Source organism: Streptomyces cyslabdanicus, assembly GCF_052663305.1.
The window spans coordinates 1-25935 of the sequence record NZ_JBQRUW010000046.1 but is presented as its reverse complement, the minus strand read 5'-3'; the positions used below and the strand labels follow the sequence as shown (position 1 = coordinate 25935).

General features: G+C 70.8%; 25 protein-coding genes and 5 tRNA genes. 12 read left to right on the top strand and 18 right to left on the bottom strand.

Annotated features, from left to right (window positions below; genetic code table 11):
- Positions 1–110: 110 nt before the first annotated feature.
- From ACTYVM_RS27075 to ACTYVM_RS27065, 3 genes are all read right to left on the bottom strand, one after another.
- The gene (locus ACTYVM_RS27075; protein ID WP_445528462.1) at positions 111–1268 is read right to left on the bottom strand and encodes a D-alanine--D-alanine ligase family protein; all 1158 of its coding nucleotides are present in this window, start codon (positions 1266–1268) and stop codon (positions 111–113) included.
- 115 nt (positions 1269–1383) lie between these two features.
- Complete coding sequence (locus ACTYVM_RS27070; protein WP_445528461.1) at positions 1384–2394, bottom strand: NAD(P)H-dependent glycerol-3-phosphate dehydrogenase; 1011 nt, start codon at positions 2392–2394, stop codon at positions 1384–1386.
- Positions 2391–3206, bottom strand: coding sequence for a lysophospholipid acyltransferase family protein (locus ACTYVM_RS27065; protein ID WP_445528460.1), 816 nt, complete (start codon positions 3204–3206; stop codon positions 2391–2393). Before ACTYVM_RS27065 ends, ACTYVM_RS27070 begins: the two co-directional genes overlap by 4 nt.
- Before the next feature lie 198 nt (positions 3207–3404).
- Here ACTYVM_RS27065 and cofC point away from each other — a divergent pair, with 198 nt between their 5' ends.
- Both cofC and ACTYVM_RS27055 read left to right on the top strand, forming a co-directional pair.
- Positions 3405–4043: a 2-phospho-L-lactate guanylyltransferase gene (cofC, locus tag ACTYVM_RS27060; protein ID WP_445528459.1), complete on the top strand. Its 639-nt coding sequence runs from the start codon at positions 3405–3407 to the stop codon at positions 4041–4043.
- 9 nt (positions 4044–4052) lie between these two features.
- Positions 4053–4256, top strand: a complete 204-nt coding sequence (locus ACTYVM_RS27055; protein WP_400034744.1) for a hypothetical protein — start codon at positions 4053–4055, stop codon at positions 4254–4256.
- A gap of 121 nt (positions 4257–4377) precedes the next feature.
- Here the strand turns inward: ACTYVM_RS27055 and ACTYVM_RS27050 are convergent, their stop codons facing one another.
- From ACTYVM_RS27050 to leuC, 4 genes are all read right to left on the bottom strand, one after another.
- Complete coding sequence (locus ACTYVM_RS27050) at positions 4378–5007, bottom strand: HU family DNA-binding protein (RefSeq protein ID WP_445528458.1); 630 nt, start codon at positions 5005–5007, stop codon at positions 4378–4380.
- Between the two features lie 136 nt (positions 5008–5143).
- A complete protein-coding gene (locus ACTYVM_RS27045) occupies positions 5144–5374 on the bottom strand; it encodes an SCO5555 family protein (RefSeq protein ID WP_445528457.1) in 231 nt (76 codons plus the stop codon).
- Between the two features lie 308 nt (positions 5375–5682).
- Positions 5683–6276 carry a 3-isopropylmalate dehydratase small subunit gene (gene leuD / locus ACTYVM_RS27040; protein ID WP_445528456.1) on the bottom strand — a complete coding sequence of 198 codons (594 nt, stop codon included), beginning with the start codon at positions 6274–6276 and terminating at the stop codon, positions 5683–5685.
- A 5-nt stretch (positions 6277–6281) separates the two neighbouring features.
- A complete protein-coding gene (gene leuC, locus ACTYVM_RS27035; protein ID WP_445528455.1) occupies positions 6282–7706 on the bottom strand; it encodes a 3-isopropylmalate dehydratase large subunit in 1425 nt (474 codons plus the stop codon).
- A gap of 187 nt (positions 7707–7893) precedes the next feature.
- On the opposite strand from leuC, the gene ndgR reads away from it, so the two are divergent.
- A complete protein-coding gene (gene ndgR, locus ACTYVM_RS27030; RefSeq protein WP_150951308.1) occupies positions 7894–8610 on the top strand; it encodes an IclR family transcriptional regulator NdgR in 717 nt (238 codons plus the stop codon).
- Between the two features lie 259 nt (positions 8611–8869).
- Here ndgR and ACTYVM_RS27025 read toward each other — a convergent pair whose 3' ends face one another.
- Positions 8870–9355: a DUF4188 domain-containing protein gene (locus ACTYVM_RS27025; RefSeq protein WP_445528454.1), complete on the bottom strand. Its 486-nt coding sequence runs from the start codon at positions 9353–9355 to the stop codon at positions 8870–8872.
- Positions 9356–9492: 137 nt separating this feature from the next.
- Here ACTYVM_RS27025 and ACTYVM_RS27020 point away from each other — a divergent pair, with 137 nt between their 5' ends.
- Positions 9493–10143: a MerR family transcriptional regulator gene (locus tag ACTYVM_RS27020; protein ID WP_445528453.1), complete on the top strand. Its 651-nt coding sequence runs from the start codon at positions 9493–9495 to the stop codon at positions 10141–10143.
- 56 nt (positions 10144–10199) lie between these two features.
- Here ACTYVM_RS27020 and ACTYVM_RS27015 read toward each other — a convergent pair.
- The 10 genes from ACTYVM_RS27015 to ACTYVM_RS26970 form a co-directional block, all read right to left on the bottom strand.
- A tRNA-Glu gene (locus ACTYVM_RS27015) sits at positions 10200–10272 on the bottom strand.
- A gap of 28 nt (positions 10273–10300) precedes the next feature.
- A tRNA-Gln gene (locus ACTYVM_RS27010) sits at positions 10301–10372 on the bottom strand.
- A gap of 20 nt (positions 10373–10392) precedes the next feature.
- Positions 10393–10465 (bottom strand) — tRNA-Glu (locus tag ACTYVM_RS27005).
- Positions 10466–10494: 29 nt separating this feature from the next.
- Positions 10495–10567: transfer RNA gene (locus ACTYVM_RS27000), tRNA-Glu, on the bottom strand.
- Positions 10568–10605: 38 nt separating this feature from the next.
- Positions 10606–10677 (bottom strand) — tRNA-Gln (locus ACTYVM_RS26995).
- 90 nt (positions 10678–10767) lie between these two features.
- Positions 10768–11502 carry an HAD family hydrolase gene (locus ACTYVM_RS26990; RefSeq protein ID WP_400034758.1) on the bottom strand — a complete coding sequence of 245 codons (735 nt, stop codon included), beginning with the start codon at positions 11500–11502 and terminating at the stop codon, positions 10768–10770.
- A gap of 39 nt (positions 11503–11541) precedes the next feature.
- Positions 11542–11865: a hypothetical protein gene (locus tag ACTYVM_RS26985; RefSeq protein ID WP_445528452.1), complete on the bottom strand. Its 324-nt coding sequence runs from the start codon at positions 11863–11865 to the stop codon at positions 11542–11544.
- A gap of 111 nt (positions 11866–11976) precedes the next feature.
- Complete coding sequence (gltX, locus tag ACTYVM_RS26980; protein WP_445528451.1) at positions 11977–13461, bottom strand: glutamate--tRNA ligase; 1485 nt, start codon at positions 13459–13461, stop codon at positions 11977–11979.
- Positions 13445–14230: a fumarylacetoacetate hydrolase family protein gene (locus ACTYVM_RS26975; RefSeq protein ID WP_400034764.1), complete on the bottom strand. Its 786-nt coding sequence runs from the start codon at positions 14228–14230 to the stop codon at positions 13445–13447. Before ACTYVM_RS26975 ends, gltX begins: the two co-directional genes overlap by 17 nt.
- 155 nt (positions 14231–14385) lie before the next feature.
- Positions 14386–14574, bottom strand: coding sequence for a hypothetical protein (locus ACTYVM_RS26970; RefSeq protein ID WP_445528450.1), 189 nt, complete (start codon positions 14572–14574; stop codon positions 14386–14388).
- A gap of 600 nt (positions 14575–15174) precedes the next feature.
- Between ACTYVM_RS26970 and ACTYVM_RS26965 the strand changes: the two genes are divergently transcribed.
- The 8 genes from ACTYVM_RS26965 to ACTYVM_RS26930 form a co-directional block, all read left to right on the top strand.
- The gene (locus tag ACTYVM_RS26965) at positions 15175–19122 is read left to right on the top strand and encodes a sensor histidine kinase (protein ID WP_445528449.1); all 3948 of its coding nucleotides are present in this window, start codon (positions 15175–15177) and stop codon (positions 19120–19122) included.
- A gap of 9 nt (positions 19123–19131) precedes the next feature.
- Entirely contained in the window at positions 19132–19545 is a 414-nt protein-coding gene (locus tag ACTYVM_RS26960) for a roadblock/LC7 domain-containing protein (RefSeq protein WP_070022333.1), read from the top strand.
- 111 nt (positions 19546–19656) lie between these two features.
- On the top strand, positions 19657–20055 hold the full coding sequence (locus ACTYVM_RS26955) for a DUF742 domain-containing protein (protein ID WP_141358025.1): 399 nt from the start codon (positions 19657–19659) through the stop codon (positions 20053–20055).
- Complete coding sequence (locus tag ACTYVM_RS26950; protein ID WP_400034771.1) at positions 20036–20611, top strand: GTP-binding protein; 576 nt, start codon at positions 20036–20038, stop codon at positions 20609–20611. Before ACTYVM_RS26955 ends, ACTYVM_RS26950 begins: the two co-directional genes overlap by 20 nt.
- 407 nt (positions 20612–21018) lie before the next feature.
- Positions 21019–24282, top strand: a complete 3264-nt coding sequence (locus tag ACTYVM_RS26945) for a nitrate- and nitrite sensing domain-containing protein (RefSeq protein WP_445528448.1) — start codon at positions 21019–21021, stop codon at positions 24280–24282.
- Between the two features lie 10 nt (positions 24283–24292).
- A complete protein-coding gene (locus tag ACTYVM_RS26940; RefSeq protein WP_005479603.1) occupies positions 24293–24706 on the top strand; it encodes a roadblock/LC7 domain-containing protein in 414 nt (137 codons plus the stop codon).
- A 95-nt stretch (positions 24707–24801) separates the two neighbouring features.
- Positions 24802–25374: a DUF742 domain-containing protein gene (locus ACTYVM_RS26935; protein WP_445528447.1), complete on the top strand. Its 573-nt coding sequence runs from the start codon at positions 24802–24804 to the stop codon at positions 25372–25374.
- Positions 25355–25935, top strand: a 581-nt coding sequence (locus ACTYVM_RS26930) for a GTP-binding protein (protein ID WP_445528446.1), incomplete at its 3' end; no start/stop codon positions are given. The genes ACTYVM_RS26935 and ACTYVM_RS26930, both read left to right, overlap by 20 nt.

Genomic DNA, 25935 nt, shown 5'->3' with positions numbered 1-25935 from the left:
TTGGGGGGGGAGGGGGGGGGGTGTGGGGGGGGGGGGGGGGGGGTTGGTGGGGGGGGGGGGGGGGGGGGGAGGCACCTGTTCTCCCCCCCCCCCCCCCTCCGCGTACGCGCTCAGCGCAGGCCGGTCGAGCGGTGCAGCGCCGCCTGGATCAGCCGGTCCACCAGTTCCGGGTAGCCGATCCCGCTCGCCTGCCACATCTGCGGGTACATCGAGATGGGCGTGAAGCCGGGCATGGTGTTGATCTCGTTGATCACGAACTCGCCGTCCTCGGTGAGGAAGAAGTCCGCGCGGACCAGGCCCTCGCAGGAGGCCGCCTCGAACGCCTCCACCGCGAGCCGCCGCACCTCGGCGGTCTCCTCCTCGGTCAGCGGGGCGGGCACGATGCCGGGCGTGGAGTCGATGTACTTGGCCTCGAAGTCGTAGTACGCGTGCGCCTCGGGCGGCGGGATCTCGGCCGGTGCGGAGGCCCGCGGGCCGTCCTCGAACTCCAGCACCCCGCACTCGATCTCACGACCGCGCAGCGCCGCCTCCACGAGCACCTTCGGGTCGTGCCGCCGGGCTTCCTCGACCGCCTCGTCCAGGCCGGAGAGGTCGTCGACCTTGGTGATGCCGATCGACGAACCGGCGCGTGCGGGCTTCACGAACAGCGGCCAGCCGTGCTCGCCGGCGAAGTCGACGATCTTCTTGCGGGCGGCGGACGGGTCCCGCGCCCACTCGCGCGGCCGGATCACCACGTACGGGCCGACCTTGAGCCCGAAGGAGGTGAACACCCGCTTCATGTACTCCTTGTCCTGGCCGACGGCCGAGGCGAGCACGCCCGAGCCCACGTACGGCACGCCGGACAGCTCCAGGAGGCCCTGGAGGGTGCCGTCCTCGCCGTAGGGGCCGTGCAGCACCGGGAAGACCACGTCGACCTCGCCGAGCGCCTTGGGCACCGAACCGGGCTCGCTGTAGACGACTTCACGGTTGGCCGGGTCGACGGGGAGCACCACGCCACCCTCCGCGGAGTCGGCGAGTTCCTCGACGCTCGGGGTGCGGCCCTCGGTGATGGCCATGCGCTCCGGCTCGTCGGCGGTCAGGGCCCAGCGGCCGTCGCGGGTGATGCCGATCGGCAGGACCTCGTACTTGGTCCGGTCGATGGCGCGCAGCACCGCGCCCGCGGTGACCACGGAGATCCCGTGTTCGGAGCTGCGGCCGCCGCACACGACGGCCACGCGGGGCTTGCGGGACGGCTGCTCGGGGCTCTGGGGGAGGTTCTCGGTGCTCATATCGCGACGAGAGTACCCGCTGGTATCCGCGGCGTCAGTGCCCGCCCGGGCACCGTCGCTCAGCGTCGCACGGACGGTCGCGCAACGTGATGCGGACGGCCGAACGGCGCCGGTTTCAGCGGCGTTCGGGCTTGGCGCTGCGCGACATCAGCTCCCGGAGGGCCACCACGGGCGGCTTGGCCTCGTGCACGATGCCGACGACGGTCTCCGTGATGGGCATGTCGACGCCGTGCCGGCGGGCCAGATCCAGCACCGACTCACAGGACTTGACACCCTCGGCGGTCTGCTTGGTGACCGCGATGGTCTCCTGGAGGGTCATGCCCTTGCCGAGGTTGGTGCCGAAGGTGTGGTTGCGCGACAGCGGCGACGAGCAGGTGGCCACCAGGTCGCCGAGTCCGGCCAGTCCGGAGAAGGTCAGCGGGTCGGCGCCCAGGGCCATGCCGAGGCGGGTGGTCTCGGCGAGGCCGCGCGTGATGAGCGAGCCCTTGGCGTTGTCGCCGAGCCCCATGCCGTCCGCGATGCCGACGGCCAGACCGATCACGTTCTTGACGGCGCCGCCGAGTTCGCAGCCCACCACGTCGGTGTTGGTGTACGGCCGGAAGTACGGGGTGTGGCAGACGGCCTGCAACCGCCGGGCCACCGCCTCGTCGGTGCACGCGACCACGCCGGCGGCCGGCATGCGGGCGGCGATCTCCCGGGCCAGGTTGGGCCCGGTGACGACGGCGATGCGGTCGGCGCCGACCTTGGCGACGTCCTCGATCACCTCGCTCATCCGCATGGCCGAGCCGAGTTCGACGCCCTTCATCAGGGAGACGAGGACCGTGTCGGGGGCGAGCAGCGGCACCCATGCGGCGAGGTTCGCCCGCATGGTCTGCGAGGGGATGGCGAGCACCGTGAAGTCGGCGTCGCGGGCGGCCTCGGCGGCGTCGGCCGTGGCCCGCAGGTTGTCCGGGAGTTCCACTCCGGGCAGGTAGTCGGGGTTGGTCCGGGTGGAGTTGACCGCGTCGACGAGCTCGGCACGGCGGGCCCACAAGGTCACCTCGCAGCCGGCGTCGGCGAGGACCATGCCGAAGGCGGTGCCCCACGATCCGGTACCGAAGACGGCCGCCTTGACCGGCTTGCTCACGTGCCCTGCCCCTCTTCCTGTACGGACTCCCGCTCGGCCGGCCCGCGCTGCGCGACCGGCACGGTCCTGCCCTGCGTCTGCTCCTCGGTGCGGCGGCGCTGCTCGATCCGCTCCCGGCGCGGATCGTACGGCTCGGCGGGCGCCTTCTCACCGCGGATCTGCTCCAGCTGGCGGGTGATGGCGGCCATGATGACCTCGGTGGCCTCCTTCAGCAGCTCCGGAGTCATCTCCTGGTCGTAGAAGCGGGAGAGGTCCACGGGCGGCCCGACCAGCACGTGGTGGGTCTTGCGGGGCAGCAGGTCGGGCTTCTTGGCGTAGGGCGGCAGCAGTTCGTTGGCGCCCCACTGGGCGACCGGAATCACCGGGCACTTGGTCTGGAGGGCGACCCGGGCGGCGCCGGTCTTGCCGGTCATCGGCCAGCCGTCGGGGTCGCGGGTGAGGGTGCCCTCGGGGTAGAAGGCGACACACTCGCCGCGCTCCACGGCGTCGATGGCGGCCCGGAACGCGCTCAGCGCGTCCGTGCTCTCGCGGTAGACGGGGATCTGCCCGGTGCCGCGCATCGCGGCACCCACCAATCCCTTCTTGAAAAGCCCGCTCTTCGCCAGGAATCGCGGTACGCGCCCGGTGTTGTACTGAAAGTGGGCGTACGCGAAGGGATCGACGTGCGAATTGTGGTTCACCACGGTGATAAATCCGCCGTCGGCCGGAATGTGCTCCATTCCGCGCCAGTCCCGCTTGATCAGAACCACCAGTGGCGGTTTGCAGATCACCGCTGCGAAGCGATACCAGAAGCCGATTCTGCGGCGGGGCACGCGGACACCTTCCTCTAGGGCCTGGGGGCCGCACAAGTGTCGCCCCAGGCCGCCTGTCTGTCGAGGACACCGTACGCCCGCACGTCACCCGAAAGCGCCCTTGGAAGGGGCTTCGCGCCCCTGCCCCGTCCGGACCGCCGGACGGTCCAGGGGACGCCCGGGAGACAATGACGACCACACGAGAGGGGCGGAACGCCGGTGCAGTGGACCTTGGTCATCCCCCTGAAGCCCCTGACCCGGGCCAAGAGCAGGCTGTCGGACACCGCCGGCGACGGGGTGCGTCCCGGCCTGGCCCTCGCCTTCGCCGTGGACACGGTGGCGGCCGCGCTGGCCTGCCCCGCCGTGGCGGATGTGGCGGTCGTCACGGACGACGCTCAGGCCGGGCGGGAGCTGGCGGCACTGGGCGCGCGGATCGTCGCCGACGAGCCGGGGACCGGACTGAACGCGGCCCTCGCGCACGGAGCGGCGGTGGTGCTGACCGCGCGCCCCCGAAGCCCGGTGGCGGCCCTGAACGCCGATCTCCCCGCGCTGCGGCCGACGGAATTGGCCCGGGTCCTGGAGGCGGCCGGACAATTCCCGCGGGCATTTCTCGCGGATTCCGCGGCCATCGGCACGACATTGCTGGCGGCGTCCCCCGGTCATCCGCTGCTCCCGGCTTTCGGTGCCGACTCCCGGGCCCGCCACCGGGCGTCCGGCGCGGTGGAACTGTCCCTGGACGCGGTGGAATCCGTGCGCCGGGACGTGGACACCGGGCAGGATCTGCGGGCGGCCCTGGCCCTCGGCGTGGGGCCGCGGACGGCCGCCGCCGCGGCGCGGCTGCCCGCCGTGGGGAAGTAGGCTGCCGTCATGCAGGCGACCGCATACACGTACGACCCCGAAAGCCGCAGCGGGCAGGTGCTCCTGGACGACGGCACCCCGGTTCCCTTCGACGCGCCGGCGTTCGACGCGGGCGGTCTGCGGCTGCTGCGGCCGGGACAGCGGGTGCGGATCGAGACCGCGGGCGAGGGGAACGGCCTGCGGATCACCCTGGTGACGCTGCAGACCTTCTGAGCAGGCAGGAAGCCCGTCCGGGCGGGCACGAGAGGCCGCACGGCCGGCGGAAAGTGCCCGAACACGCCGCGGGCCGGGCTCCCTCGGGAGTCCGGCCCGGCGCGTGAGTGGCCCTGCGCCGCTACTTGCCGCGGGCGGTGGTCTTCTTGGCGGTGGTCTTGCGGGCGGTCGACCTCTTGGCGGGGGCCTTCTTGGCCGTCACCTTCTTCGCCGGTGCCTTCTTGGCCGTGGTCTTCTTGGCGGCGGCCTTGGTGGTCTTGGCGGCCGCCGTGGTCTTCTTCGCCGCCGCGGTCGTCTTCTTCGCGGTGGTCTTCTTCGCCGCCGCGGCCGTCTTCTTCGCGGTGGCCTTCTTCGCCGCCGCGGTCGTCTTCTTCGCCGCGGCCTTCTTGCCGACGGCCTTGGCAATGGTGGCGGACGGGCCGGAGAGGCTGCCCTTGGGCGCCTTCTTGACCGCGATGTCATGCTTCGGAAGCTTCTTCGAGCCGCTCACCAGGTCCTTGAAGCCCTGGCCGGCCCGGAAGCGCGGAACGGAGGTCTTCTTGACCCGCACCCGCTCACCCGTCTGCGGGTTGCGCGCGTAACGGGCGGGACGGTCGACCTTCTCGAAGGACCCGAAGCCGGTGACCGAGACCCGGTCTCCCGCGACGACCGCGCGGACGACGGCGTCCAGTACCGCGTCCACCGCATCGGCGGCCTGCTGGCGGCCGCCCATCTTGTCGGCAATCGCTTCTACGAGCTGCGCCTTGTTCACGTCTTCCCCTTCGGAGACCTTGCCGGAACGAAAGTGTTCAAGCGTTTTCGCACGTTAGGCAGATATATACCGCAAATCAAACACGAAACGGGCTAATCACCCTTGTGCCGCAACGGACTCGACGGCCTTGGGCTGTTCAGCCTTCCTCCCCGGGGATTCGCCCCTGGTCGAGGTCTGCCGTGAACCGCTCCAGACGCCTTGTCGCACCGGCGAGATCGTGCTTGGCCGCGGCCGTAATGACCAGCAGCTTCCGGGTCAGCGCCATCCGTACGCTCTCCGGGACTTGCAGTGCGCGCACTCTTTCGTGCGCTTCCTTGAGCTGGGCCGCGACCGCCACATAGAGCTCGAGTTGGCCGTCGTTGTCCATGCACAGATTGTGCCATCTGGGGCGAGTTGTCGCCTGCGCTGGGGGGCAACTGAGGCCGGTGACGGCCCTCCGGGGCGCCGCGCCGGGCAGGGCCCGGAACCTCGCCCTCCACCGCAACAACCCCATTGACGTGGGAAGTTGAGCGTCCCGACGGCGGTGCGCCGGCTGGTACGAGCATCAAAACAGCTGTACCCCCGATCGCCTCGATCGGGGGTACAGAAGGGTCTCACAGTGGCCGAAAGTCGACTTGCCACGGCGCCGGAGAGCGGGTCCGGGCTCAGCGGTCGATCATCGGCCGGGGCCGTGGATCAGACCGGCAGGGTGCGCGGCTTGAAGGCCGGGCGCTTCGCCTCGTACGCGGTGATGTCGGCTTCGTTCTGGAGGGTGATGGAGATGTCGTCCAGCCCGTTCAGCAGGCGCCAGCGGGAGTTCTCGTCCAGCTCGAAGGGGGCGGTGATCCCCTCGGCGCGCACCTCGCGGGCGACCAGGTCGACGGTCACCTCGGCCTCGGGGTCCTTCTCGACGAGCTCCCACAGCGCGTCCACGGCCCGCTGCTCCAGGACCACCGTGAGCAGACCGTTCTTCAGCGAGTTGCCCCGGAAGATGTCCGCGAAACGGGAGGAGATCACGGTCTTGAAGCCGTAGTTCTGCAGCGCCCAGACGGCGTGCTCGCGGGAGGAGCCGGTGCCGAAGTCGGGGCCGGCGACCAGGACCGTGGCGCCCTGGCGCTCCGGGCGGTTGAGCACGAACTCGGGGTCCTTGCGCCAGGCCTCGAACAGCCCGTCCTCGAACCCGTCGCGGGTGACCTTCTTGAGCCAGTGGGCGGGGATGATCTGGTCGGTGTCGACGTTGCCGCGGCGCAGCGGGACGGCCCGGCCGGTGTGGGTGGTGAAGGCTTCCATGGTTCTCAGACTCCAGCGGGCGTGGGGGCGTCGGACAGGTCGGCCGGGGAGGCCAGGTGGCCGAGGACCGCGGTGGCCGCGGCGACCTGCGGGGAGACCAGGTGCGTACGGCCGCCCTTGCCCTGCCTGCCCTCGAAGTTGCGGTTGGAGGTGGAGGCGGAGCGCTCGCCGGGGGCCAGCTGGTCGGGGTTCATGCCCAGGCACATCGAGCAGCCCGCGTGCCGCCATTCGGCGCCGGCGTCCTTGAAGACCACGTCCAGGCCCTCGGAGACCGCCTGGAGGCCCACGCGCGCGGAGCCCGGGACGACCAGCATCCGTACGCCGTCGGCGACTTTGCGGCTCCGCAGGATCTCGGCGGCGGCGCGCAGGTCCTCGATGCGGCCGTTGGTGCAGGAGCCTACGAAGACGGTGTCCACGCTGATGGAGCGCAGCGGCTGCCCGGCCTCCAACCCCATGTATTCCAGGGCCTTTTCGGCGGCCATGCGCTCCGATGCGTCATCGTACGAAGCCGGGTCGGGGACGGCCGCCGAAAGCGGGGCACCCTGCCCGGGGTTGGTACCCCAGGTGACGAACGGGGACAGTTCGGCGGCGTCGATGACCACCTCGGCGTCGAAGACGGCGTCGTCGTCCGAGCGGAGGGTCCTCCAGTACGCGACCGCGGCGTCCCAGTCGGCGCCCTCGGGGGCGTGGGGGCGGCCCTGGAGGTAGGCGAAGGTGGTCTCGTCGGGGGCGATCATGCCCGCGCGGGCGCCGGCCTCGATCGACATGTTGCAGATGGTCATGCGGGCCTCCATCGAGAGCTTCTCGATGGCGGATCCGCGGTACTCCAGGACGTAGCCCTGGCCGCCGCCGGTGCCGATCCTCGCGATGATCGCCAGGATCAGGTCCTTGGCCGTGACGCCGTCGGGCAGTTCGCCGTCGATGGTGATCGCCATGGTCTTCGGGCGGGCCATCGGCAGGGTCTGGGTGGCGAGCACGTGCTCGACCTGGGAGGTGCCGATGCCGAAGGCCAGCGCGCCGAAGGCGCCGTGCGTGGAGGTGTGCGAGTCGCCGCAGACGACGGTGGTGCCCGGCTGGGTCAGTCCCAGCTGCGGTCCCACCACGTGGACGACGCCCTGCTCGACGTCGCCCAGCGGGTGCAGCCGGACGCCGAAGTCGGCGCAGTTCTTGCGCAGCGTCTCCAGCTGGGCGCGGGAGACGGGGTCCGCGATGGGCTTGTCGATGTCGAGGGTCGGGGTGTTGTGATCCTCGGTGGCGATGGTCAGATCGAGCCTGCGCACGCCGCGGCCGCTCTTGCGCAGGCCGTCGAAGGCCTGGGGACTGGTCACCTCGTGCAGCAGGTGCAGATCGATGAAGAGGAGGTCGGGCTCGCCCTCGGCGCGCCGGACGACGTGGTCGTCCCAGACCTTCTCCGCGAGTGTCCTACCCATCGCTTTCCCTCCGGCCGGACACCGAAGGCGCCGGCCCAACTAGAGATCTTGAGGATGCGGCACCCGCGCCCCCTCCGGGCGTCCGCCGCCGAGCCCGCCGGTCCACGGGCCGTTGTGACTTCCAGAGTGGCGTGTTCCACGGAAAATTGAACTTGCGTTTCACAGAGTGAGACGCAAGTATCGTTTCATGGACAACAGTAGCGGCGTCGGCGTTCTGGACAAGGCAGCCCTCGTCCTGAGCGCTCTGGAGTCCGGTCCGGCCACCCTCGCGGGTCTGGTCGCGGCCACCGGACTGGCACGACCCACGGCCCACCGGCTGGCCGTGGCGCTGGAACACCACCGCATGGTGGCGCGCGACATGCAGGGCCGGTTCATCCTCGGCCCGCGCCTCGCGGAACTGGCCGCGGCCGCGGGCGAGGACCGCCTGCTGGCCACCGCCGGGCCGGTGCTCACGCACCTGAGGGACGTGACGGGCGAGAGCGCGCAGCTCTACCGCCGCCAGGGCGACATGCGTATCTGCGTCGCCGCGGCCGAGCGCCTGTCCGGCCTCCGGGACACCGTCCCGGTCGGCTCCACGCTCACGATGAAGGCGGGCTCCTCGGCGCAGATCCTGATGGCCTGGGAGGAGCCGGAGCGGCTCCACCGCGGCCTCCAGGGCGCCCGCTTCACGGCGACGGCCCTGTCGGGCGTACGGCGCCGCGGCTGGGCCCAGTCGATCGGCGAGCGCGAGCCGGGCGTCGCGTCCGTGTCCGCGCCCGTGCGCGGCCCCTCCAACCGCGTGGTGGCCGCCGTCTCGGTCTCCGGGCCCATCGAGCGCCTCACCCGCCACCCCGGCCGTATGCACGCCCAGGCGGTCATCGACGCCGCCGCCCGCCTCTCGGAGGCGCTGCGCCGCGCCGGCTGATCCTTTTCCTCTACCGCGCTCCCCGGGCGCGGGCCCGCCTCAACGCCGCGGCGGGCCCGCGCCCGGCCTCGCTTCTCCTCCCAGGCCCTGCGCCCGGCTGTCCTCCCCCGAGCCCCCACCCGGTCCCGCCCCGCCCGCGGACCGGCGAGGCGCGGCCGGGCCGAGGCGGCGGGCCCCGTGCGGCCCGCCCGCCGCACCGCCGCCCGGCCCTCCCGTCGACGCGGCCTTCGGGGACGCCCGCCGGGCGAGCCCCGGGCGCTCAGGGCTTTCGCAGCCGGTCGGCCGCCCGCTCTCCTCGGCGGCCCACGGGCACGACCCCGGTGGCCCTGCCCAGACCCGACTCGGGCATGTTCACGTAGACGGATTCATAGGACCCGGCCGGGACGACATAGGTCTCGTGCCAGAAGCCGACCTTGCCCCTCCCCTCACGCAGCCGCCGATTGAAGGCGGCCCAGGCCGGACGGTGCTTCCTGTCGGGCGCGGCGGCGTAGGCGAGAAGCTTCTCCCTCGACTCCCAGTACTGCGCGTACCCCACCTCACGGAGCCCGCCCAGGCGGGACTCGTAGCCGAGGAGTCCGCTGTCCCGGTCGTCGACGAGCTCCGCGAGCATCGGCCCCATCGCCCTGACCACCGGCCACCAACTGCGCACCGCGGCGAAGCTGTTGATCCGCACCCCGATGAGGAAGACGACCATCTCCCCCTCGCTCGCGGCGGTCATGCGTCCTTCGATCGGCTTCACGCTCATGCCGTCCCCCCACTCCCGTCCGTCCGGCCCCTCGCCGGAAACGAGGCCATTGGATAGCTCCACTATCCATGCTTGGATAGTGGCACTCCCCAACGGGAGGGCGCAAGAGGGCGCGGAGAGAAGGGGCGCGGAGCGGAATGCGACTGGCGGAGCTGAGCGCACGCAGCGGCGTCTCCACGGCGACGATCAAGTTCTATCTGCGCGAGGGGCTGCTGCACCCGGGCCGCCGGGTCACGGCCACCCAGGCCGACTACGACGAGGGGCACCTGCGGCGGCTGCGGCTGGTGCGCGCGCTGATCCAGGTGGGGCGCATCCCGGTGGCCTCGGCCCGGGACGTACTGGCGGCCCTGGCGGACGAGAAGCTGGGCCCCAACGAACGACTGGGCACCGCCACATGGGCGCTGCCGCACCGCCCGGCGCCCGACGAGACCGATCCCGCCGTCGAGGCCGCCCGGCGCACGGCCGACGAACTCATGGACCGCCTCGGCTGGGGCTGCGGCCCCACGTCCGACCCGCTCCCCACGGCGCCGGCGCGCGGAATGCTGGTGACCGCGATCGCCGCGCTCTCCCGGCTCGGTTACCCGTGCTCCGCCGAGGACTTGGAGCCGTACGGGCGCGCGGCGGAGCGGATAGCCGTCACCGACCTGGACATGGTGGAGCGTTACGGAACTCCGGACGAGCAGGTGGAGGCCGCGGTGGCACTGACGGTGCTGTACGAGCCGGTCGTGCTCAGCCTGCGCCGGCTGGCGGAGGTCGAGGAGTCGCACCGTCGGTTCGGCGAGGAGTGACAGGGAGTCCCGGCACGCCGAAGGGCCCTCTCGTAAGAGAGGGCCCTTCGGGTTTGTACCCCCGACCGGATTCGAACCGGCGCTACCGCCTTGAGAGGGCGGCGTGCTAGGCCGCTACACAACGGGGGCGTGGACACTGCGTTTCCGCAGGTCCGAGCTGGTCTACCTGGACTCGAACCAAGACTAACTGAACCAGAATCAGTCGTGCTGCCAATTACACCATAGACCAATGATGGTTTAGACCAGTCGTACCCCCGACCGGATTCGAACCGGCGCTACCGCCTTGAGAGGGCGGCGTGCTAGGCCGCTACACAACGGGGGCCTTGATCCCTGGAACACACCTGGGATCCGTACCCCCGACCGGATTCGAACCGGCGCTACTGCCTTGAGAGGGCAGCGTGCTAGGCCGCTACACAACGGGGGCTTGCGGATCAGATCCGCGGTGCAGATGAGCTCTGCGAGCTGGCCTACCTGGACTCGAACCAAGACTAACTGAACCAGAATCAGTCGTGCTGCCAATTACACCATAGGCCACTGGAAGGCAAGACCCTTTGGGGATCCTGTTCTAGTGTTGCACCCGCGGTTCCGGACCTTCGGCCCGCGCCCCGCGGCGCAGGAAGAACATTACCCGAAGGTGGACGGGGCTCCAAAACGAGTATCGGCGCCGAGGATCGCGGGCAGTTCGGCGAGTGAGGCGATGCGGTGCCGCCCGGCGCCGTCGTGGCCGTCGGCGTCCACACCCACACGGTCGATCCAGACCGACACCAGCCCGGCCTCGGCGGCGCCCCGCCCGTCGATCTCCGGGTGGTCGCCGACGTACGCCACCTGGTGCGGGCCGAGTTCCAGGGCCTCGCAGGCCGCGTGGAACGCCCGTGGCTCCGGCTTGGACACCCCGAGCTCCGCGGCGCACAGGACGGCCTCGAAGCGGTCGCGCACGCCGAGGACGCGCAGCTTGCGCTCCTGGACGTGGACGCTGGAGTTGGACAGCACGGCGTGCCGGTGGCTGGCGGCGAGCGCGTCCAGGACGGGCAGCACGTCCGGGAAGAGCGCCCAGGCGGCCTCGTAGTGGCCCAGGTAGCGCTCGAACCACGCGTCGGTCTCGTCGTCGGTCAGCTCCGGCCGGGCGAGGAAGACCCGCACCCGGTCCCGCCGCTGCCCCTCGAAGGTCGCCTCCCCCGCCGAGAACCGCGCCCACTGCGCGTCGGTGATCCGCCGCCAGTGCGCCAGGGCCTCCTCCACGGTCCCGTACCCGTCCAGCAGCCCCTCGGCCACCAGGTGCGCCCGCATGCCGGCCCGATCGGCGGCGGTGTAGTCGAAAAGGGTGTCGTCGACGTCCCAGAGCACGGCTTCGATCGGCATGTCACCGACAGTACCGCCTGCCGCGGATCGCCCTTCGGATCATTCGGAACCGGGTGCCGTGATCCGGAAGGAGCTGCCGTTGCGCGGGCCGAGCCGGGCATGGACGGACATCCGCCGGCCGCCGTCCCCGGTCGGGACGTCCCTGCCGGCCTCGGCGAGTCGGGCCCGGCTCTGCCCTCGGTACCGGAAGTACACGCTGACATGGTGAACACCCGACGTCACGGCGATGTCCGTGGTGCCCCACTTCGCCGCGTGCTCGGTACCGTCGATTTCGATGACGGGCCGGGTGAAGAGGTGGTGGAACCATGCCGCGACAGGTGACGCCTGGACGGTGACGACGAAATGTGCCGACGGGTCGACCATGGGGCGATGTTAACCCTGCCGCGGCCGGGCCGTACGGGACAGGGCGGCAGCCTCCGCAGAGGCTGCCGCCCTGTCGGGTGGCTCAGGCGCCGCGCACGCCGCCGGGTTCGTTCACGCCGCCAGCTTCGCCAGCGCCGCGTCGATGCGGGCCAGGGTCTTCTCCTTGCCCAGGACCTCGAGGGACTCGAAGAGGGGCAGACCGACCGTGCGTCCTGTGACGGCGACACGGACCGGCGCCTGGGCCTTGCCGAGCTTGAGACCGTGGGCCTCGCCGGCGGCCAGGACGGCCTCCTTCAGGGAGTCGGGGGAGGTCCAGTCGGCCGCCTCCAGCTTCTCCCGGGCGGTGCGGAGCAGGGCGTCCGAGCCCTCCTTCATCGCCTTGGTCCAGCTCGGCTCGTCGAAGACGGGCTCGGGCAGGAACAGGAAGTCCACGTTGTCCGTGATCTCGGACAGGACCTTCAGACGCGTCTGCGCCTGCGGGGCGATCGCCTGCCACCTGGTCTCGTCGAAGTCCTCCGGGGCCCAGGGGGCGGCCGGAGCCTGGAGCCAGGGACGGCAGCGCTCGGTGAAGTCCTTCACGTCGAGCAGGCGGATGTGGTCGGCGTTGATCGCCTCGCACTTCTTCAGGTCGAAGCGGGCCGGGTTGGGGTTCACGTCCGCGATGTCGAAGGCGGCGACCATCTCCTCGACGGAGAAGATGTCCCGGTCGGCCGACAGCGACCAGCCGAGCAGGGAGAGGTAGTTGAGCAGGCCCTCGGGCAGGAAGCCGCGCTCGCGGTAGAGGTTCAGCGAGGACTGCGGGTCGCGCTTGGAGAGCTTCTTGTTGCCCTCGCCCATCACGTACGGCAGGTGACCGAAGGCCGGGACCTCCTTGGCGATGCCCAGTTCCATCAGCGCCTTGTACAGGGCGACCTGGCGCGGGGTGGAGGAGAGCAGGTCCTCGCCGCGCAGGATGTGGGTGATCTCCATGAGCGCGTCGTCGACCGGGTTGACCAGGGTGTACAGCGGGGCGCCGTTGGCGCGGACGATGCCGTAGTCCGGGACGTTCTCCGGGGTGAAGGTCAGCTCGCCGCGGACCAGGTCGGTGAAGGTGATCGTCTCGTCGGGCATGCGGAAGCGGACGATCGGGGCGCGGCCCTGGGCCTTGTACTCCTCGACCTGCGCGGCGCTCAGGTCGCGGCAGTGGCCGTCGTAGCCGGACGGCTTGCCGGCCGCGCGGGCGGCCTCGCGGCGGCTGTCCAGCTCCTCCTGGGAGCAGTAGCAGTGGTAGGCGTGGCCGGCTTCGAGCAGCTTGTGGGCGACGTCCTGGTAGATGTCCATGCGCTGCGACTGCCGGTACGGCGCGTGCGGTCCGCCGACCTCGGGGCCCTCGTCCCAGTCGAAGCCCAGCCAGCGCATCGCGTCGAGCAGCTGGTTGTAGGACTCCTCGGAGTCGCGGGCCGCGTCGGTGTCCTCGATGCGGAAGACCAGCGTGCCCTGGTGGTGCCGGGCGAACGCCCAGTTGAACAGGGCGGTGCGGACCAGGCCCACGTGGGGGTTACCGGTGGGCGAGGGGCAGAAACGGACGCGTACGGGTGCGCTAGCCACGCTTGACAACCTTGTTGGTGAGAGTGCCGATGCCTTCGATGGTGACGGCGACCTCGTCGCCGACGCTGAGGGGGCCGACCCCTGCCGGGGTGCCCGTGAGGATCACGTCGCCGGGGAGCAGCGTCATGGCCTCGGAGATGTTGACGATCAGATCCTCGATGGGGTGGATCATCTCGCTGGTGCGGCCCAGCTGCCGCTGCTCGCCGTTGACGGTGAGCTGGATGGTCAGGTCGGCCGCGGCGCCGAGGTCGAGGTCCGTCTCCACCCAGGGGCCGAGCGGGCAGGAGGTGTCGAAGCCCTTGGCCCTGGCCCACTGCTTCTCGCGCCGCTGCACGTCGCGGGCGGTGACGTCGTTGGCGCAGGTGTAGCCGAAGATCACGTCCTTGACGCGCTCGCGCGGGACCTCGCGGCACATGCGGCCGACGACCACGGCCAGTTCGGCCTCGTGGTGCAGCTCCTGGGAGAAGGAGGGGTACTGGATCGGGTCGCCGGGACCGATCACCGAGGTGGACGGCTTGAAGAAGGCGAACGGCGCGTCGGGCACCTCGTTGCCGAGTTCACGTGCGTGCTCGGCGTAGTTGCGGCCGAAGGCCACGACCTTGTTGGGGAGCACCGGCGGCAGCAGCCGTACCTTGCTCAGCGGCACCTTCGTGCCGGAGAGCTCGAAGTCCGCGAACGGGATGCCCTTGATGATGTCGAGGACGAGCTCGTCCGGCTTGTCACCCTCGACCGCGCCGAAGGCGACGTTCCCGTCGATGGAGAACCTGGCGATGCGCACGGGTTGCTTGGCCCCTTGACTGAAGCGGCTGGATCTGACGCTCCAGGCTAACGCGGCCGGGCCCCGGACCTCGCGCCATTACGGCGCGCGGGGCATGGAAGAGGGGCGTCCTCGAGCGGGACGCCCCTGATCGCCGTCCGCGGGCGGACCGGGCGCTACTGCGCGGCGGCGGCCGCGACGGGCGCCTCCATGAGGATGGTCCGCCGGGGGTTGGCGGTCTGCGTGGGAAGGGAGACGGGGTGCTCCGGCAGCTCCGGCGTCGGCAGCGCGTCGGCTCCTTCGAGGTGCATCAGCGTCGTGCGCCGGGGGTTGGCTATGGTGCGGAACATCATCGTCGTCTTCACGGTTGTACGAGACCTTGTCGTCTACGGGCACCCGGGAGGTCCGCATGACCCCCGCTCGGGCGCGGGTTGTCGGATATGCCATCCCTGTAAAGCGTCAGGCTAAACATTCAATTCCCGGCCGAAGACGTGAAGAGCCTGTGTTGTCGGTGTGAGTTTCCTCACGACGGCCTCGACAATCCAGACAAATCCATGGTGCAGCCTTGATCGTCGAATCGGACATTGGGCCACTGAAGCCATCATTCCGCTCCCGATCATGGCGACTGGGACACCTCAAGTGACTCGCGGGTACGCAGCGAAATGTCCCCTATACGGGAGATCACTTTCCACATCGGGTAATGCGTCACTCACGGGCTGTCACGGTGGTCACAGCCTGGCCCACATGCCTTGTTGGAGATCCGGCACTGTGCTGGAATGCCACGGACCGCTGCAGGATCGAGCCGGCGCAGGGGGCGCAACGCAGCGCCGAGTGGCGGTGAGAAGGGGGAACCAGCGCCGGTCACTCACGACCATCAGGGAAGTGTGTTCAGGACGCTTCCCACAACGCCGACACCGTCCTTCCGCTCGCGCGGAGGGGCGCCTGGTCCAGAGGTTGCGACGCTAGTGCAGGGACGTTTCAAGAGGGATGGCAGCGCTTCGGCGGAGCCGGAGCCGCACGGCGGGACTGGCCCCATGGCCGTCAGCTCCTCGCCCCAGCACGCCCAGAACCCGGCCGCGGCCGGCGACGGCGCCGGACGCTCGGGCACGACCGGCCCGACCGGTGCGTCCGGGTCGTCGGATCCGGCTCCGGGGGCCAAGCAGACCGGCAGCCGGGGCCCGACGGGCCCCGGCTCGCGCATGGCCCTGCGCAACTGGCGCATCTCCACGCGTCTGGTCTCGCTGCTCGCACTGCCCGTGGTCGCCGCGACCACGCTGGGCGGGCTGCGTATCAACCAGAGCATGGACGACATCCAGCAGCTCGACAACATGAAGCTGCTGACGGAGATGACCAAGCAGGCCACCGAGCTGGCCGCCGCGCTCCAGGAGGAGCGCGACCAGTCCGCCGGCCCGCTGGCGCACCCCTCCAGCGCGAGCGCCATCACCATCAAGGGCTACCGGGACCGGACCGACCGGGCCCGGGACAACTTCGTCTCCGCGTCCGAGGAGATCGACGCCGCCAGCAAGAACGGCAACCTCCTCGGTGTCCGCGACACCCTCGTCGGTCTCGCCAGCGACCTCAACGGCCTCGGCAAGATCCGTAAGGACGCGTACCAGTCCAAGGAGAACTCGGCCCGGACGGTCGAGAGCTACCACCGGCTCATCACCGAGCTGCTCGCCCTCTCCCAGGACATGGCCGAGGCGACCAGCAACCCGCAGATGATCCAGCGCACGCGCGCCCTGGCCGCGTTCTCCTCCGCCAAGGAGTACGCCTCCGTCCAGCGCGCCGTCATCGCCGCCGCCCTACCGGCCAACAACACCAGCGCGGGCAGCCTCTCCGAGAACGACCGCCTCTACGCCCAGCAGGCGCTGGAGAGCCAGACCTCCGACCTCAACGGCTTCCGCAACATCTACGGGGACGGCTCCGAGGAGCTCATCAAGCCCATCGAAGAGGGCAACCCGACGATCCAGTCCGCGGACCTCTACGCCAAGCGCGTCCTGGACAACACCGACGGCCTGAAGCAGGCGAACAAGCGGTCCTACCGCGACTGGGTCGACGACAGCTCGACCAAGATCGAGCAGATGAAGAAGATCGAGCACACGCTGCTCGAGGAGATGGAGCAGAAGGCCCGCGAGCTGCGCAGCGCCACCGAGTACGACGCCATCGTCTCCGGTGTGCTGATCCTGCTCGTGCTCGGCGTGTCGCTGGTCGGCGCCTTCGTCGTGGCCCGCTCCATGATCCGCTCGCTGCACCGGCTCCAGGAGACCGCCACCAAGGTCGCCCAGGACCGTCTGCCCGAGCTGGTCCGCCAGCTGTCGGAGTCCGACCCGCAGGACGTCGACACGTCCGTGGAGTCGGTCGGTGTGCACTCCCGGGACGAGATCGGCCAGGTGGCCGCGGCCTTCGACGACGTGCACCGCGAGGCGGTCCGCCTCGCTGCCGAGCAGGCCCTGCTGCGGGGCAACGTCAACGCGATGTTCACCAACCTCTCGCGCCGGTCCCAGGGTCTGATCCAGCGCCAGCTGTCGCTGATCTCGGAGCTGGAGTCCCGCGAGGCCGACCCGGACCAGCTGTCCTCGCTGTTCAAGCTCGACCACCTCGCGACGCGTATGCGCCGTAACGGTGAGAACCTCCTCGTCCTCGCGGGTGAAGAGCCCGGCCGCCGCTGGACCCGTCCGGTCCCGCTGGTCGACGTGCTCCGCGCCGCCGCGTCCGAGGTGGAGCAGTACGAGCGCATCGAGCTGGCCTCGGTCCCCGGCACCGAGGTCGCCGGCCGGGTCGTCAACGACCTCGTGCACCTGCTCGCCGAGCTGCTGGAGAACGCGACGTCGTTCTCCTCGCCGCAGACCAAGGTCAAGGTCACCGGTCACGCGCTGCCGGACGGCCGGGTGCTGATCGAGATCCACGACACCGGTATCGGCCTGTCCCCGGAGGACCTCGCCGCGATCAACGAGCGGCTCGCCTCGCCGCCCACCGTGGACGTGTCGGTCTCCCGCCGCATGGGCCTCTTCGTGGTCGGTCGTCTGTCCCAGCGCCACGGCATCCGCATCCAGCTGCGCCCCTCCGACTCCGGTGGTACGACGGCTCTGGTCATGCTGCCCGTCGACGTCGCCCAGGGCGGCAAGAAGCCGGGCGCGGGCAAGCCCGGCGGCCCGTCCGCGGGCGGTCCGGCCGCCGCGGCCGCCGCCGCAGGCGCCGCCGCGGCCCGCCGCCAGGGCGGTCAGCAGGGCGGCGGGGCCCTCGGTGCGGGCGGTCAGCAGGGCGGGGCCGGCCGGCTCGGTGCCGGAGCCGCTCCGCGCGGCCAGGTCGGCGGCGGCCAGGGTCCGCGGGCCGCACTGCCCGGTGCCGGCCGCCAGGGCGGTCCGAACGGACCGCGCGGGCAGCAGGGTCCGGGGCAGCCTCAGCAGGGCCGCCCGGCCGGGTCGGGCATGGCCGGCGGGTTCGGCGGCCAGGCACCCGGCGGGCCGCAGAGTCAGCAGGCCCCCGGTGCGGGCGCGCCGCAGAGCTTCGGCGACGGCCGGCAGCCGGCCGCCCCGCAGGGCTTCGACGACGGACGCCGTCAGGACGTCTTCGGCGGCGCGCGCGGTGGCGTGCCCCCGCAGCGCGGGAACGGCGGGGAGCCGGGCCGGCAGCCGCAGCTGCCGCCGCGCGGTGGCCCGCGGGCCGAGCTGCCGGGCGGCAGCGGTCCGTCCCGCACGCAGGGCTGGGCCGACGAGAACGCTCAGGGCCGGGCCGCACTGGACGCGCCGCGCGGCCACGACGAGCAGGACCCGGCGCAGACCTCGCGCATGCCGCGGATCGACGACCGGCAGGGACCCGGCTCGACGGCGGACACCTCGGCGATCCCCCGCTTCGACGACCGGCAGGCACCGGGCTCCCCGGCGGACACCTCGGCGTTCCCCCGTCCCGACTTCGACGCGCCGCAGCCGGGCGCGGACGGCTCGCAGAACACAGGCCAGTTCACCCGCTCGGACGTCTACAATTCCGGCGCGCAGAACAACCCGGCCGACACGGGCCAGTTCGCCGCTCAGCAGGGCTACGACAACGGCTCCACCGGCCAGTTCGCGGCCCAGCAGGGCTACGACAACGGCTCCACCGGCCAGTTCGCGGCCCAGCAGGGCTACGACAACGGCTCCACCGGCCAGTTCGCGGCCCAGCAGGGCTACGACAACGGCTCCACCGGCCAGTTCGCCGCTCAGCAGGGCTACGACAACGGCTCCACCGGCCAGTTCGCCGCTCAGCAGGGCTACGACAACGGCTCCACCGGCCAGTTCGCCCAGCCCGGTCACGACAACGGAGCGGCCGGCCGGAACGCCCACCCGGGCGGCGCCGCCGACTTCGGCGGTCTGCGCGGGTCGGCTACCCAGCGGCCGCAGCAGCGTCCCGCACGCCCGGAACGGGGCAACGCGGGTGCCGCGCAGCAGCGGCCCGACGACGCCTGGGCGCTGCCTCCGGCCCCGGGTCCCGGCGACGGCCGTACGCCGCTGTTCGACACCCTGGAGACCAACTGGTTCCGCGGCGAACGGCAGCAGCAGAGCAGCGAACCGGCTCCGTCCTCGCCACAGCAGCAGCCGCAACAGCCGCCGCAGACTCCTGCGGCCCCCCAGCGTCCCGCAGCCTCCACCTGGCGCACCTCGCCGAACGACGACCTCGTTCGGCAGGCCGAGCGTGTCAGGCAGCCGGCCGCGGGCGGTGTCACCACCTCCGGCCTGCCGCGCCGGGTGCCCCGGGCAAACCTCGTCCCGGGCACGGCTCAGCAGCAACAGCACCAGAGCGGTCCGCAGGTCTCGCGTTCGCCAGACGACGTACGCGGCCGGCTGACCAATCTCCGTCGGGGCATCGCACAGGGCCGTCAGGCCGGTACCGGTCAGACGGGCAGTTTCCCGAGCCCCACTCACCAGCAGGAGCGTTAGTTGACCCCGATGAGCCAGGCGGCACAGAACCTGAACTGGTTGATCACCAACTTCGTGGACAACACCCCCGGGGTGTCCCACACCGTCGTGGTGTCCGCGGACGGACTCCTACTGGCGATGTCCGAAGGCTTCCCCCGCGACCGCGCCGACCAGCTCGCGGCCGTCGCCTCCGGACTGACCTCGCTGACCGCGGGCGCCTCCCGGATCTTCGAGGGCGGCACCGTGTCGCAGACGGTCGTCGAGATGGAGCGCGGCTTCCTCTTCCTGATGTCCGTCTCCGACGGGTCGTCCCTGGCGGTCCTGGCCCACCCCGAGTGCGACATCGGCCTCGTCGGCTACGAGATGGCGCTGCTCGTCGACCGCGCGGGGGCGGTCCTGACACCGGACCTGCGCGCCGAACTGCAGGGCAGTCTGCTGCACTGACCGGCTCCGGCACCATCCAACTCACCACATCACCGTCCGGCCGCCACCATCCCCCCACCGGCCCCGTCAGACGGCTTGACTGACCGACTTGCTGTCCCGCCCGGAGGATTCATGACCCCGCCCCCCGCCTCTCATGATCCGTACGCTGAGCCGTACGGGGATGAGGGCGACCAGCCGCTGGTACGTCCGTATGCGATGACCGGCGGCCGGACCCGGCCGCGCTACCAGCTCGCCATCGAGGCACTGATCAGCACGACGGCCGACCCGGCAGCGCTGATGGGACTGCTCCCGGAGCACCAGCGGATCTGCCACCTGTGCCGCGAGGTGAAATCCGTGGCCGAGGTCTCGGCGCTCCTCGCCATGCCGCTGGGCGTGGCCAGGATCCTCGTCGCGGACCTCGCTGAGGCCGGCCTGGTGGCCATCCACCAGCCGGGCGGGGACGAGAACAACGGTGGCGCTCCGGACGTGACGCTGCTCGAAAGGGTGCTCAGTGGACTTCGCAAGCTCTGACGCGGGCCGGGCGACGACGTCCGCGAAGATCGTGGTGGCGGGCGGCTTCGGCGTGGGCAAGACCACGTTCGTCGGCGCCGTCTCAGAGATCAACCCGCTGCGCACGGAGGCCGTGATGACGTCCGCTTCGGCGGGCATCGACGACCTCACCCACACCGGGGACAAGACCACCACCACGGTGGCCATGGACTTCGGCCGCATCACACTCGACCAGGACCTGATCCTGTACCTGTTCGGCACCCCCGGACAGGACCGCTTCTGGTTCATGTGGGACGACCTCGTCCGCGGCGCCATCGGCGCCATCGTCCTCGTCGACACCCGCAGGCTCGCCGACTGCTTCCCCGCCGTCGACTACTTCGAGAACAGCGGACTGCCCTTCGTCATCGCCCTCAACGGCTTCGACGGCCAGCAGCCCTACACCCCCGACGAGGTCCGCGAAGCACTCCAGATCGGCCCCGACGCCCCCATCATCACCACCGACGCCCGACACCGCGCCGACGCCAAGTCCGCCCTCATCACCCTGGTGGAACACGCCCTCATGGCCCGGCTGAGGTAACCAGGGCAACCGAAGTAGCCCTGAAGTCGGCAGCACCGTACGGCAGTTGTCGTAGATGCACCGGGGCCGGCTGTGTCCTTTGACACGGCCGGCCCCGGTGTTCATAACGTTTCGGCAGAGGAATCCCGTGGTACGGCCACGCGTCGCGCACATGTGATGCCGCTGTGCGCACGATTCCCCGGACTTTTGCCGGGGGTAGTTGTTTATGCCCGTTTTATCTGGGACGTGCGTCACGTGGAAGCATCCGTTTCCACTGTTTGGAAGAGCGCATGTTGACGTGCTGGAATGCCTGAACTACCCCATGGTCAAAGACGTACTCACCGGTAGTGGGCCGTCGATGGCGCGGACCGGGTTCTGAGACACTGCGGCACAACGTAGGTGCCGACCGCCGAGAGGTTGTTGGTCGAGTGAGGCGAAGCAAGAACGGCCCCGAGCCGTCGGCCCGGGGTAATTTCACCCCGCCGCCGCGCGGTACGGCGCCCGCGCACGTGCCCGGTTCGAAACCGACGGCCGCGCCCACCGCGAGCGGTGGCCGCCTCTCCCCGCGCAACTGGCGGGTGCCGACCCGGCTGAACGCGATCCTGCTCCTTCCCGTACTGGTCGGCCTGGTCATGGGCGGCTTCCAGGTCAACAGCTCCGTCAACACCTGGCAGAACGCCCAGGACGCCGAGCACACCGCACGTCTGGTGCGGGCCTCACTGGCCTACGCCGACGCCCTCTACCACGAGCGCGACGTCAGCGCGGCCCCGCTGCTCCAGGGCAAGGGCCAGAACGACCCGACCGTCACCCAGGCCCGCGAGCTGACCGACCAGGCCGCCGACGCCTTCGACCGGGCCGCGCAGTCCATGCCGCACAAGGCCGGCCTGGAACGCCGACTCAAGCTCTTCCGCGACACCGAGCCCGAACTCCAGCAGCTGCGTGCCGCGGCGTTCAGCTCCAAGCTGCCCGGTGTGCAGACCGAGGAGGGCTACGTCAAGGTCGCCCACCCGCTGATGGAGTTCGCCAACGAACTCGGCCTGGGTACCGGCAACATCACCTCCTACGGCCGTACCGTCTACGCCATCTCGCTGACCAAGGCCGCACTGTCGCTCGAGCGCTCGATCGGCATGCACCTGCTGATCAAGCCCGGCCCCAACGCGGAGGACCTGGCCGGCCAGCGGGTCGCCCTGTCCTCCTACGCCTACCTCGAGGGCGTCGCCGTCGAGGAGTACATCGGCGGCGGCACCCAGGAGGACGCGGACAAGCTGGACGCGCTGAAGCGGGAGATCCAGGCCAAGGCCACGGCCATGGCCGAGCAGGCCAAGGCCAAGGACCCCGGCTACGTGGCCCCGCCGGACGACCCGACCAAGATGGTCACCGCGCTGGCCACGCTGGGCGGCACGGACCCGGCCGAGCGCGCGGCACTGGCGCAGAAGGGCATCACGCCCGAGAACTGGTGGGCGGTCAACACCCTCAAGTTCGACGCCTACCGCCAGATCGAGTCGGACATGGCCGACACCGCGGTGAACGAGGCGGCCTCGATCGCCGACAACGCCAAGCAGTCGACGTTCATCACCGGCGCGGTCGTCCTGGTCGCCCTGCTCGCCGCGTTCCTCCTGGCCGCCCTGGTGGCCCGCCAGATGAGCCGCTCCATGCGCCGACTGCGCAACGCCGCCTTCGGCATCGCCGAGCAGCGCCTGCCGATGCTGGTCGACCAGCTCTCGCGCACCGACCCCGGCCGCGTCGACACCCGGGTCGCGCCGATCCCGATCACCTCGACCGACGAGATCGGCGAGGTCGCCCGCGCCTTCGACCAGGTGCACCGCGAGGCCGTCCGGCTCGCCTCCGAACAGGCCCTGCTGCGGGGCAACATCAACGCGATCTTCACCAACCTCTCGCGCCGCAACCAGTCGCTGATCGAGGGCCAGCTGACCCTGATCACCGACCTGGAGAACAACGAGGCCGACCCGGACCAGTTGGAGAACCTCTTCCGGCTGGACCACCTGGCGACCCGTATGCGCCGCAACGGCGAGAACCTCCTCGTCCTCGCCGGCGAGGAGCCCGGCCGCCGCTGGGACCAGCCGGTCCCGCTGGTCGACGTGCTGCGCGCCGCCTCCTCCGAGGTGGAGCAGTACGAGCGCATCGAGATGTCCGGCGTGCCCGAGGCCGAGATCCACGGCCGCGCGGTCACCGACCTCGTGCACCTGCTGGCCGAGCTGCTGGAGAACGCCACCACGTTCTCCTCGCCGCAGACCAAGGTCCGGGTCACCGCAACCCGGCTGCCCGACGGCCGGGTCATGATCGAGATCCACGACAAGGGCATCGGCCTGACCGCCGAGGACTTCGCGGACATCAACCACAAGCTGGCCAACCCGCCCACCGTGGACGCGGCGATCTCCCAGCGCATGGGCCTGTTCGTGGTCGGCCGCCTGGCCGACCGGCACGGCATCCGCGTACAGCTGCGCCCCTCCGGCGAGCAGGCCGGCACCACCTCGCTGGTCATGCTGCCGGACGCGATCACCCACGGCGGTGGCGGCGAACAGGCGCTGGACCGCGACGACTTCACCGTGTCGCAGATCATCCCGGAGCAGGAGCTCCAGGGCGAGGACTTCGGCGCTCCCCAGCCCATGCGTACCGCCGCGGAGCTCGGCTTCGACGACAGCCGGTACGCCGACGCCCCGGACGGCTCCCGGCAGTTGGACCCCGTCGGCCGCTCCCTCAAGCGCGAGGAGCGCCGCGCCGCCCTGGAGGCCCAGACGCACGACCGGCCTGCGGACCCGGAGACGGCCCAGCCGGCCGGGTTCCCCGACGAGCACACCGGGCAGCAGCCGGTGTACGACACAGGTCAGCCGCCGTTCCCCGAGCAGGGCGGGTACGACCCGCAGACGTCGTACGAGGAACCGCAGCACGCTGCGTACGACCAGCAGCAGACGGCCTACGACGAGCAGGGCGGCCCGTCGTACGACGAGGGGTACTACGCGCCGAACGGCGGTGCGCCGCAGGGCGATGCCTACTCGTCCAACGGCGGCTACCCCCACGCCGGTTATGCGGAGTCCGGGCAGCAGGAGCACGCGTCGGCGCACGCCGCGGCGCCGGAGGCGTACGCCGACTTCCAGGCGCAGCCCTACCAGGACGACTGGCCGCAGCCGGACGGTTACCAGAACGGCTACCCGGACCAGTACGCTCCGGAAGCGGAATCCCCGCAGGCCGCTGACGCGACCGAGGCGGACCGCGTAGGCTTCGAGCGTCCGGGACCGGCTCCCTCCGCCGTCCACGAGCTGACCGACGCCGGGCTGCCCCGCCGCGGATCCGTCGCGAGCGGTGCGAACGGCACGGGGCCCGTGGACGAGGAAGAACCGACCCACACTTCGGAGAGCGACGGCGACGGTTGGCGTTCGGCGAACGACAACCGCTGGCAGCAGGCCTCGCAGCTCCGCAAGCCCAAGGCAGGCGGGGTCACCACCTCCGGACTGCCGCGGCGCGTGCCCAAGGCCAACCTGGTCGAAGGCACCGCGGAATCAACCCCGCAGGGAGGCCCACAGGTCTCCCGCGCCCCCGAGGACATCCGGGGCAGGCTGAGCAACCTGCGCCGGGGCGTCCAGCGAGGACGCAACGCAGGAATTGACAAGAACGGTCAGGCCACAAGGAATGAACACAGTGGTCCTGACAGCACCTACAACCAGGAGCGTTAGTGTGAGCCCGATGAGCCAGGCGGCACAGAACCTGAACTGGTTGATCACCAACTTCGTGGACAACACCCCCGGGGTGTCCCACACCGTGGTGGTCTCCGCCGACGGACTCCTTCTGGCGATGTCCGAAGGCTTCCCCCGCGACCGCGCCGACCAGCTCGCGGCCGTCGCCTCCGGACTGACCTCGCTGACCGCCGGTGCCTCGCGCATCTTCGAGGGCGGCAGCGTGAACCAGACCGTTGTGGAGATGGAGCGGGGTTTCCTCTTCATCATGTCCGTATCCGACGGTTCGTCGCTCGCGGTTCTCGCACACCCCGAGGCGGACATCGGCCTCATCGGGTACGAGATGGCCCTTCTGGTGGACCGTGCGGGCACGGTCCTGACGCCGGACCTCCGTGCGGAGCTCCAGGGAAGCCTTCTCAACTAACAGACAGCCGGTGCGTTTTGGCGTCCCGGGGCCGTAAGGTTTCGGGACGCGGCTCCACATGGTGGGTGCCCGGCACAGTCGGAGGAGGAGAGAACGTGGCAACACTCCCAGGCGGTTCGCCTTCGGGTAACTGGTCGTACGGCCCCGCACAGGGCGCGGGCGACGGTTCGGCGAACCGGTACGGCTTTCCCTCCACCCCCCACCACCGGCAGCCATACACGCCGCAGGGCCCCGGTCCGTCTCCGTACGACCAGCCGCCCGCGCCGCGTATCCAGCCGGTGCAGCCGCAGCGACGCATCCCTGAACCGGCGCCCGCGGGGGCGTCGAACAACCCCCTGGTGCGCCCGTACGCCATGACGGGCGGACGCACCAGGCCGCGGTACCAGCTCGCCATTGAGGCACTGGTGCACACCACCGCGCAGCCGCACCAGATGCAGGGCCAGCTGCCCGAACATCAGCGGATCTGCCATCTGTGCCGCGAGATCAAATCGGTGGCCGAGATCTCGGCCCTGCTTTCGATCCCTCTCGGCGTGGCCAGGATCCTCGTCGCCGACTTGGCGGAGGCGGGCCTGGTCGCCATTCATCAGCCCGGCGGCGACGAGAACGCCGGTGGCCAGCCAGACGTGACACTGCTCGAAAGGGTGCTCAGTGGACTTCGCAAGCTCTAGCGGCGGTCCTTCCCGCTCCACCACCTCCGCAAAGATCGTGGTGGCGGGCGGCTTCGGCGTGGGCAAGACCACGTTCGTCGGCGCCGTCTCAGAGATCAACCCGCTGCGCACGGAGGCCGTGATGACGTCCGCTTCGGCGGGCATCGACGACCTCACCCACACCGGGGACAAGACCACCACCACGGTGGCCATGGACTTCGGCCGCATCACACTCGACCAGGACCTGATCCTGTACCTGTTCGGCACCCCCGGACAGGACCGCTTCTGGTTCATGTGGGACGACCTCGTCCGCGGCGCCATCGGCGCCATCGTCCTCGTCGACACCCGCAGGCTCGCCGACTGCTTCCCCGCCGTCGACTACTTCGAGAACAGCGGACTGCCCTTCGTCATCGCCCTCAACGGCTTCGACGGCCAGCAGCCCTACACCCCCGACGAGGTCCGCGAAGCACTCCAGATCGGCCCCGACGCCCCCATCATCACCACCGACGCCCGACACCGCGCCGACGCCAAGTCCGCCCTCATCACCCTGGTGGAACACGCCCTCATGGCCCGGCTGAGGTA

What these genes read in the sequence shown, in the direction of transcription:
- ACTYVM_RS27075 (WP_445528462.1), bottom strand. Translation starts at nt 1,268, where the DNA reads ATGAGCACCGAGAACCTCCCCCAGAGCCCCGAGCAGCCGTCCCGCAAG.
- ACTYVM_RS27055 (WP_400034744.1), top strand. Translation starts at nt 4,053, where the DNA reads ATGCAGGCGACCGCATACACGTACGACCCCGAAAGCCGCAGCGGGCAG.
- ACTYVM_RS27045 (WP_445528457.1), bottom strand. Translation starts at nt 5,374, where the DNA reads ATGGACAACGACGGCCAACTCGAGCTCTATGTGGCGGTCGCGGCCCAG.
- leuD (WP_445528456.1), bottom strand. Translation starts at nt 6,276, where the DNA reads ATGGAAGCCTTCACCACCCACACCGGCCGGGCCGTCCCGCTGCGCCGC.
- leuC (WP_445528455.1), bottom strand. Translation starts at nt 7,706, where the DNA reads ATGGGTAGGACACTCGCGGAGAAGGTCTGGGACGACCACGTCGTCCGG.
- ndgR (WP_150951308.1), top strand. Translation starts at nt 7,894, where the DNA reads ATGGACAACAGTAGCGGCGTCGGCGTTCTGGACAAGGCAGCCCTCGTC.
- ACTYVM_RS27025 (WP_445528454.1), bottom strand. Translation starts at nt 9,355, where the DNA reads ATGAGCGTGAAGCCGATCGAAGGACGCATGACCGCCGCGAGCGAGGGG.
- ACTYVM_RS27020 (WP_445528453.1), top strand. Translation starts at nt 9,493, where the DNA reads ATGCGACTGGCGGAGCTGAGCGCACGCAGCGGCGTCTCCACGGCGACG.
- ACTYVM_RS26990 (WP_400034758.1), bottom strand. Translation starts at nt 11,502, where the DNA reads ATGCCGATCGAAGCCGTGCTCTGGGACGTCGACGACACCCTTTTCGAC.
- ACTYVM_RS26985 (WP_445528452.1), bottom strand. Translation starts at nt 11,865, where the DNA reads ATGGTCGACCCGTCGGCACATTTCGTCGTCACCGTCCAGGCGTCACCT.
- ACTYVM_RS26960 (WP_070022333.1), top strand. Translation starts at nt 19,132, where the DNA reads ATGAGCCAGGCGGCACAGAACCTGAACTGGTTGATCACCAACTTCGTG.
- ACTYVM_RS26955 (WP_141358025.1), top strand. Translation starts at nt 19,657, where the DNA reads ATGACCCCGCCCCCCGCCTCTCATGATCCGTACGCTGAGCCGTACGGG.
- ACTYVM_RS26940 (WP_005479603.1), top strand. Translation starts at nt 24,293, where the DNA reads ATGAGCCAGGCGGCACAGAACCTGAACTGGTTGATCACCAACTTCGTG.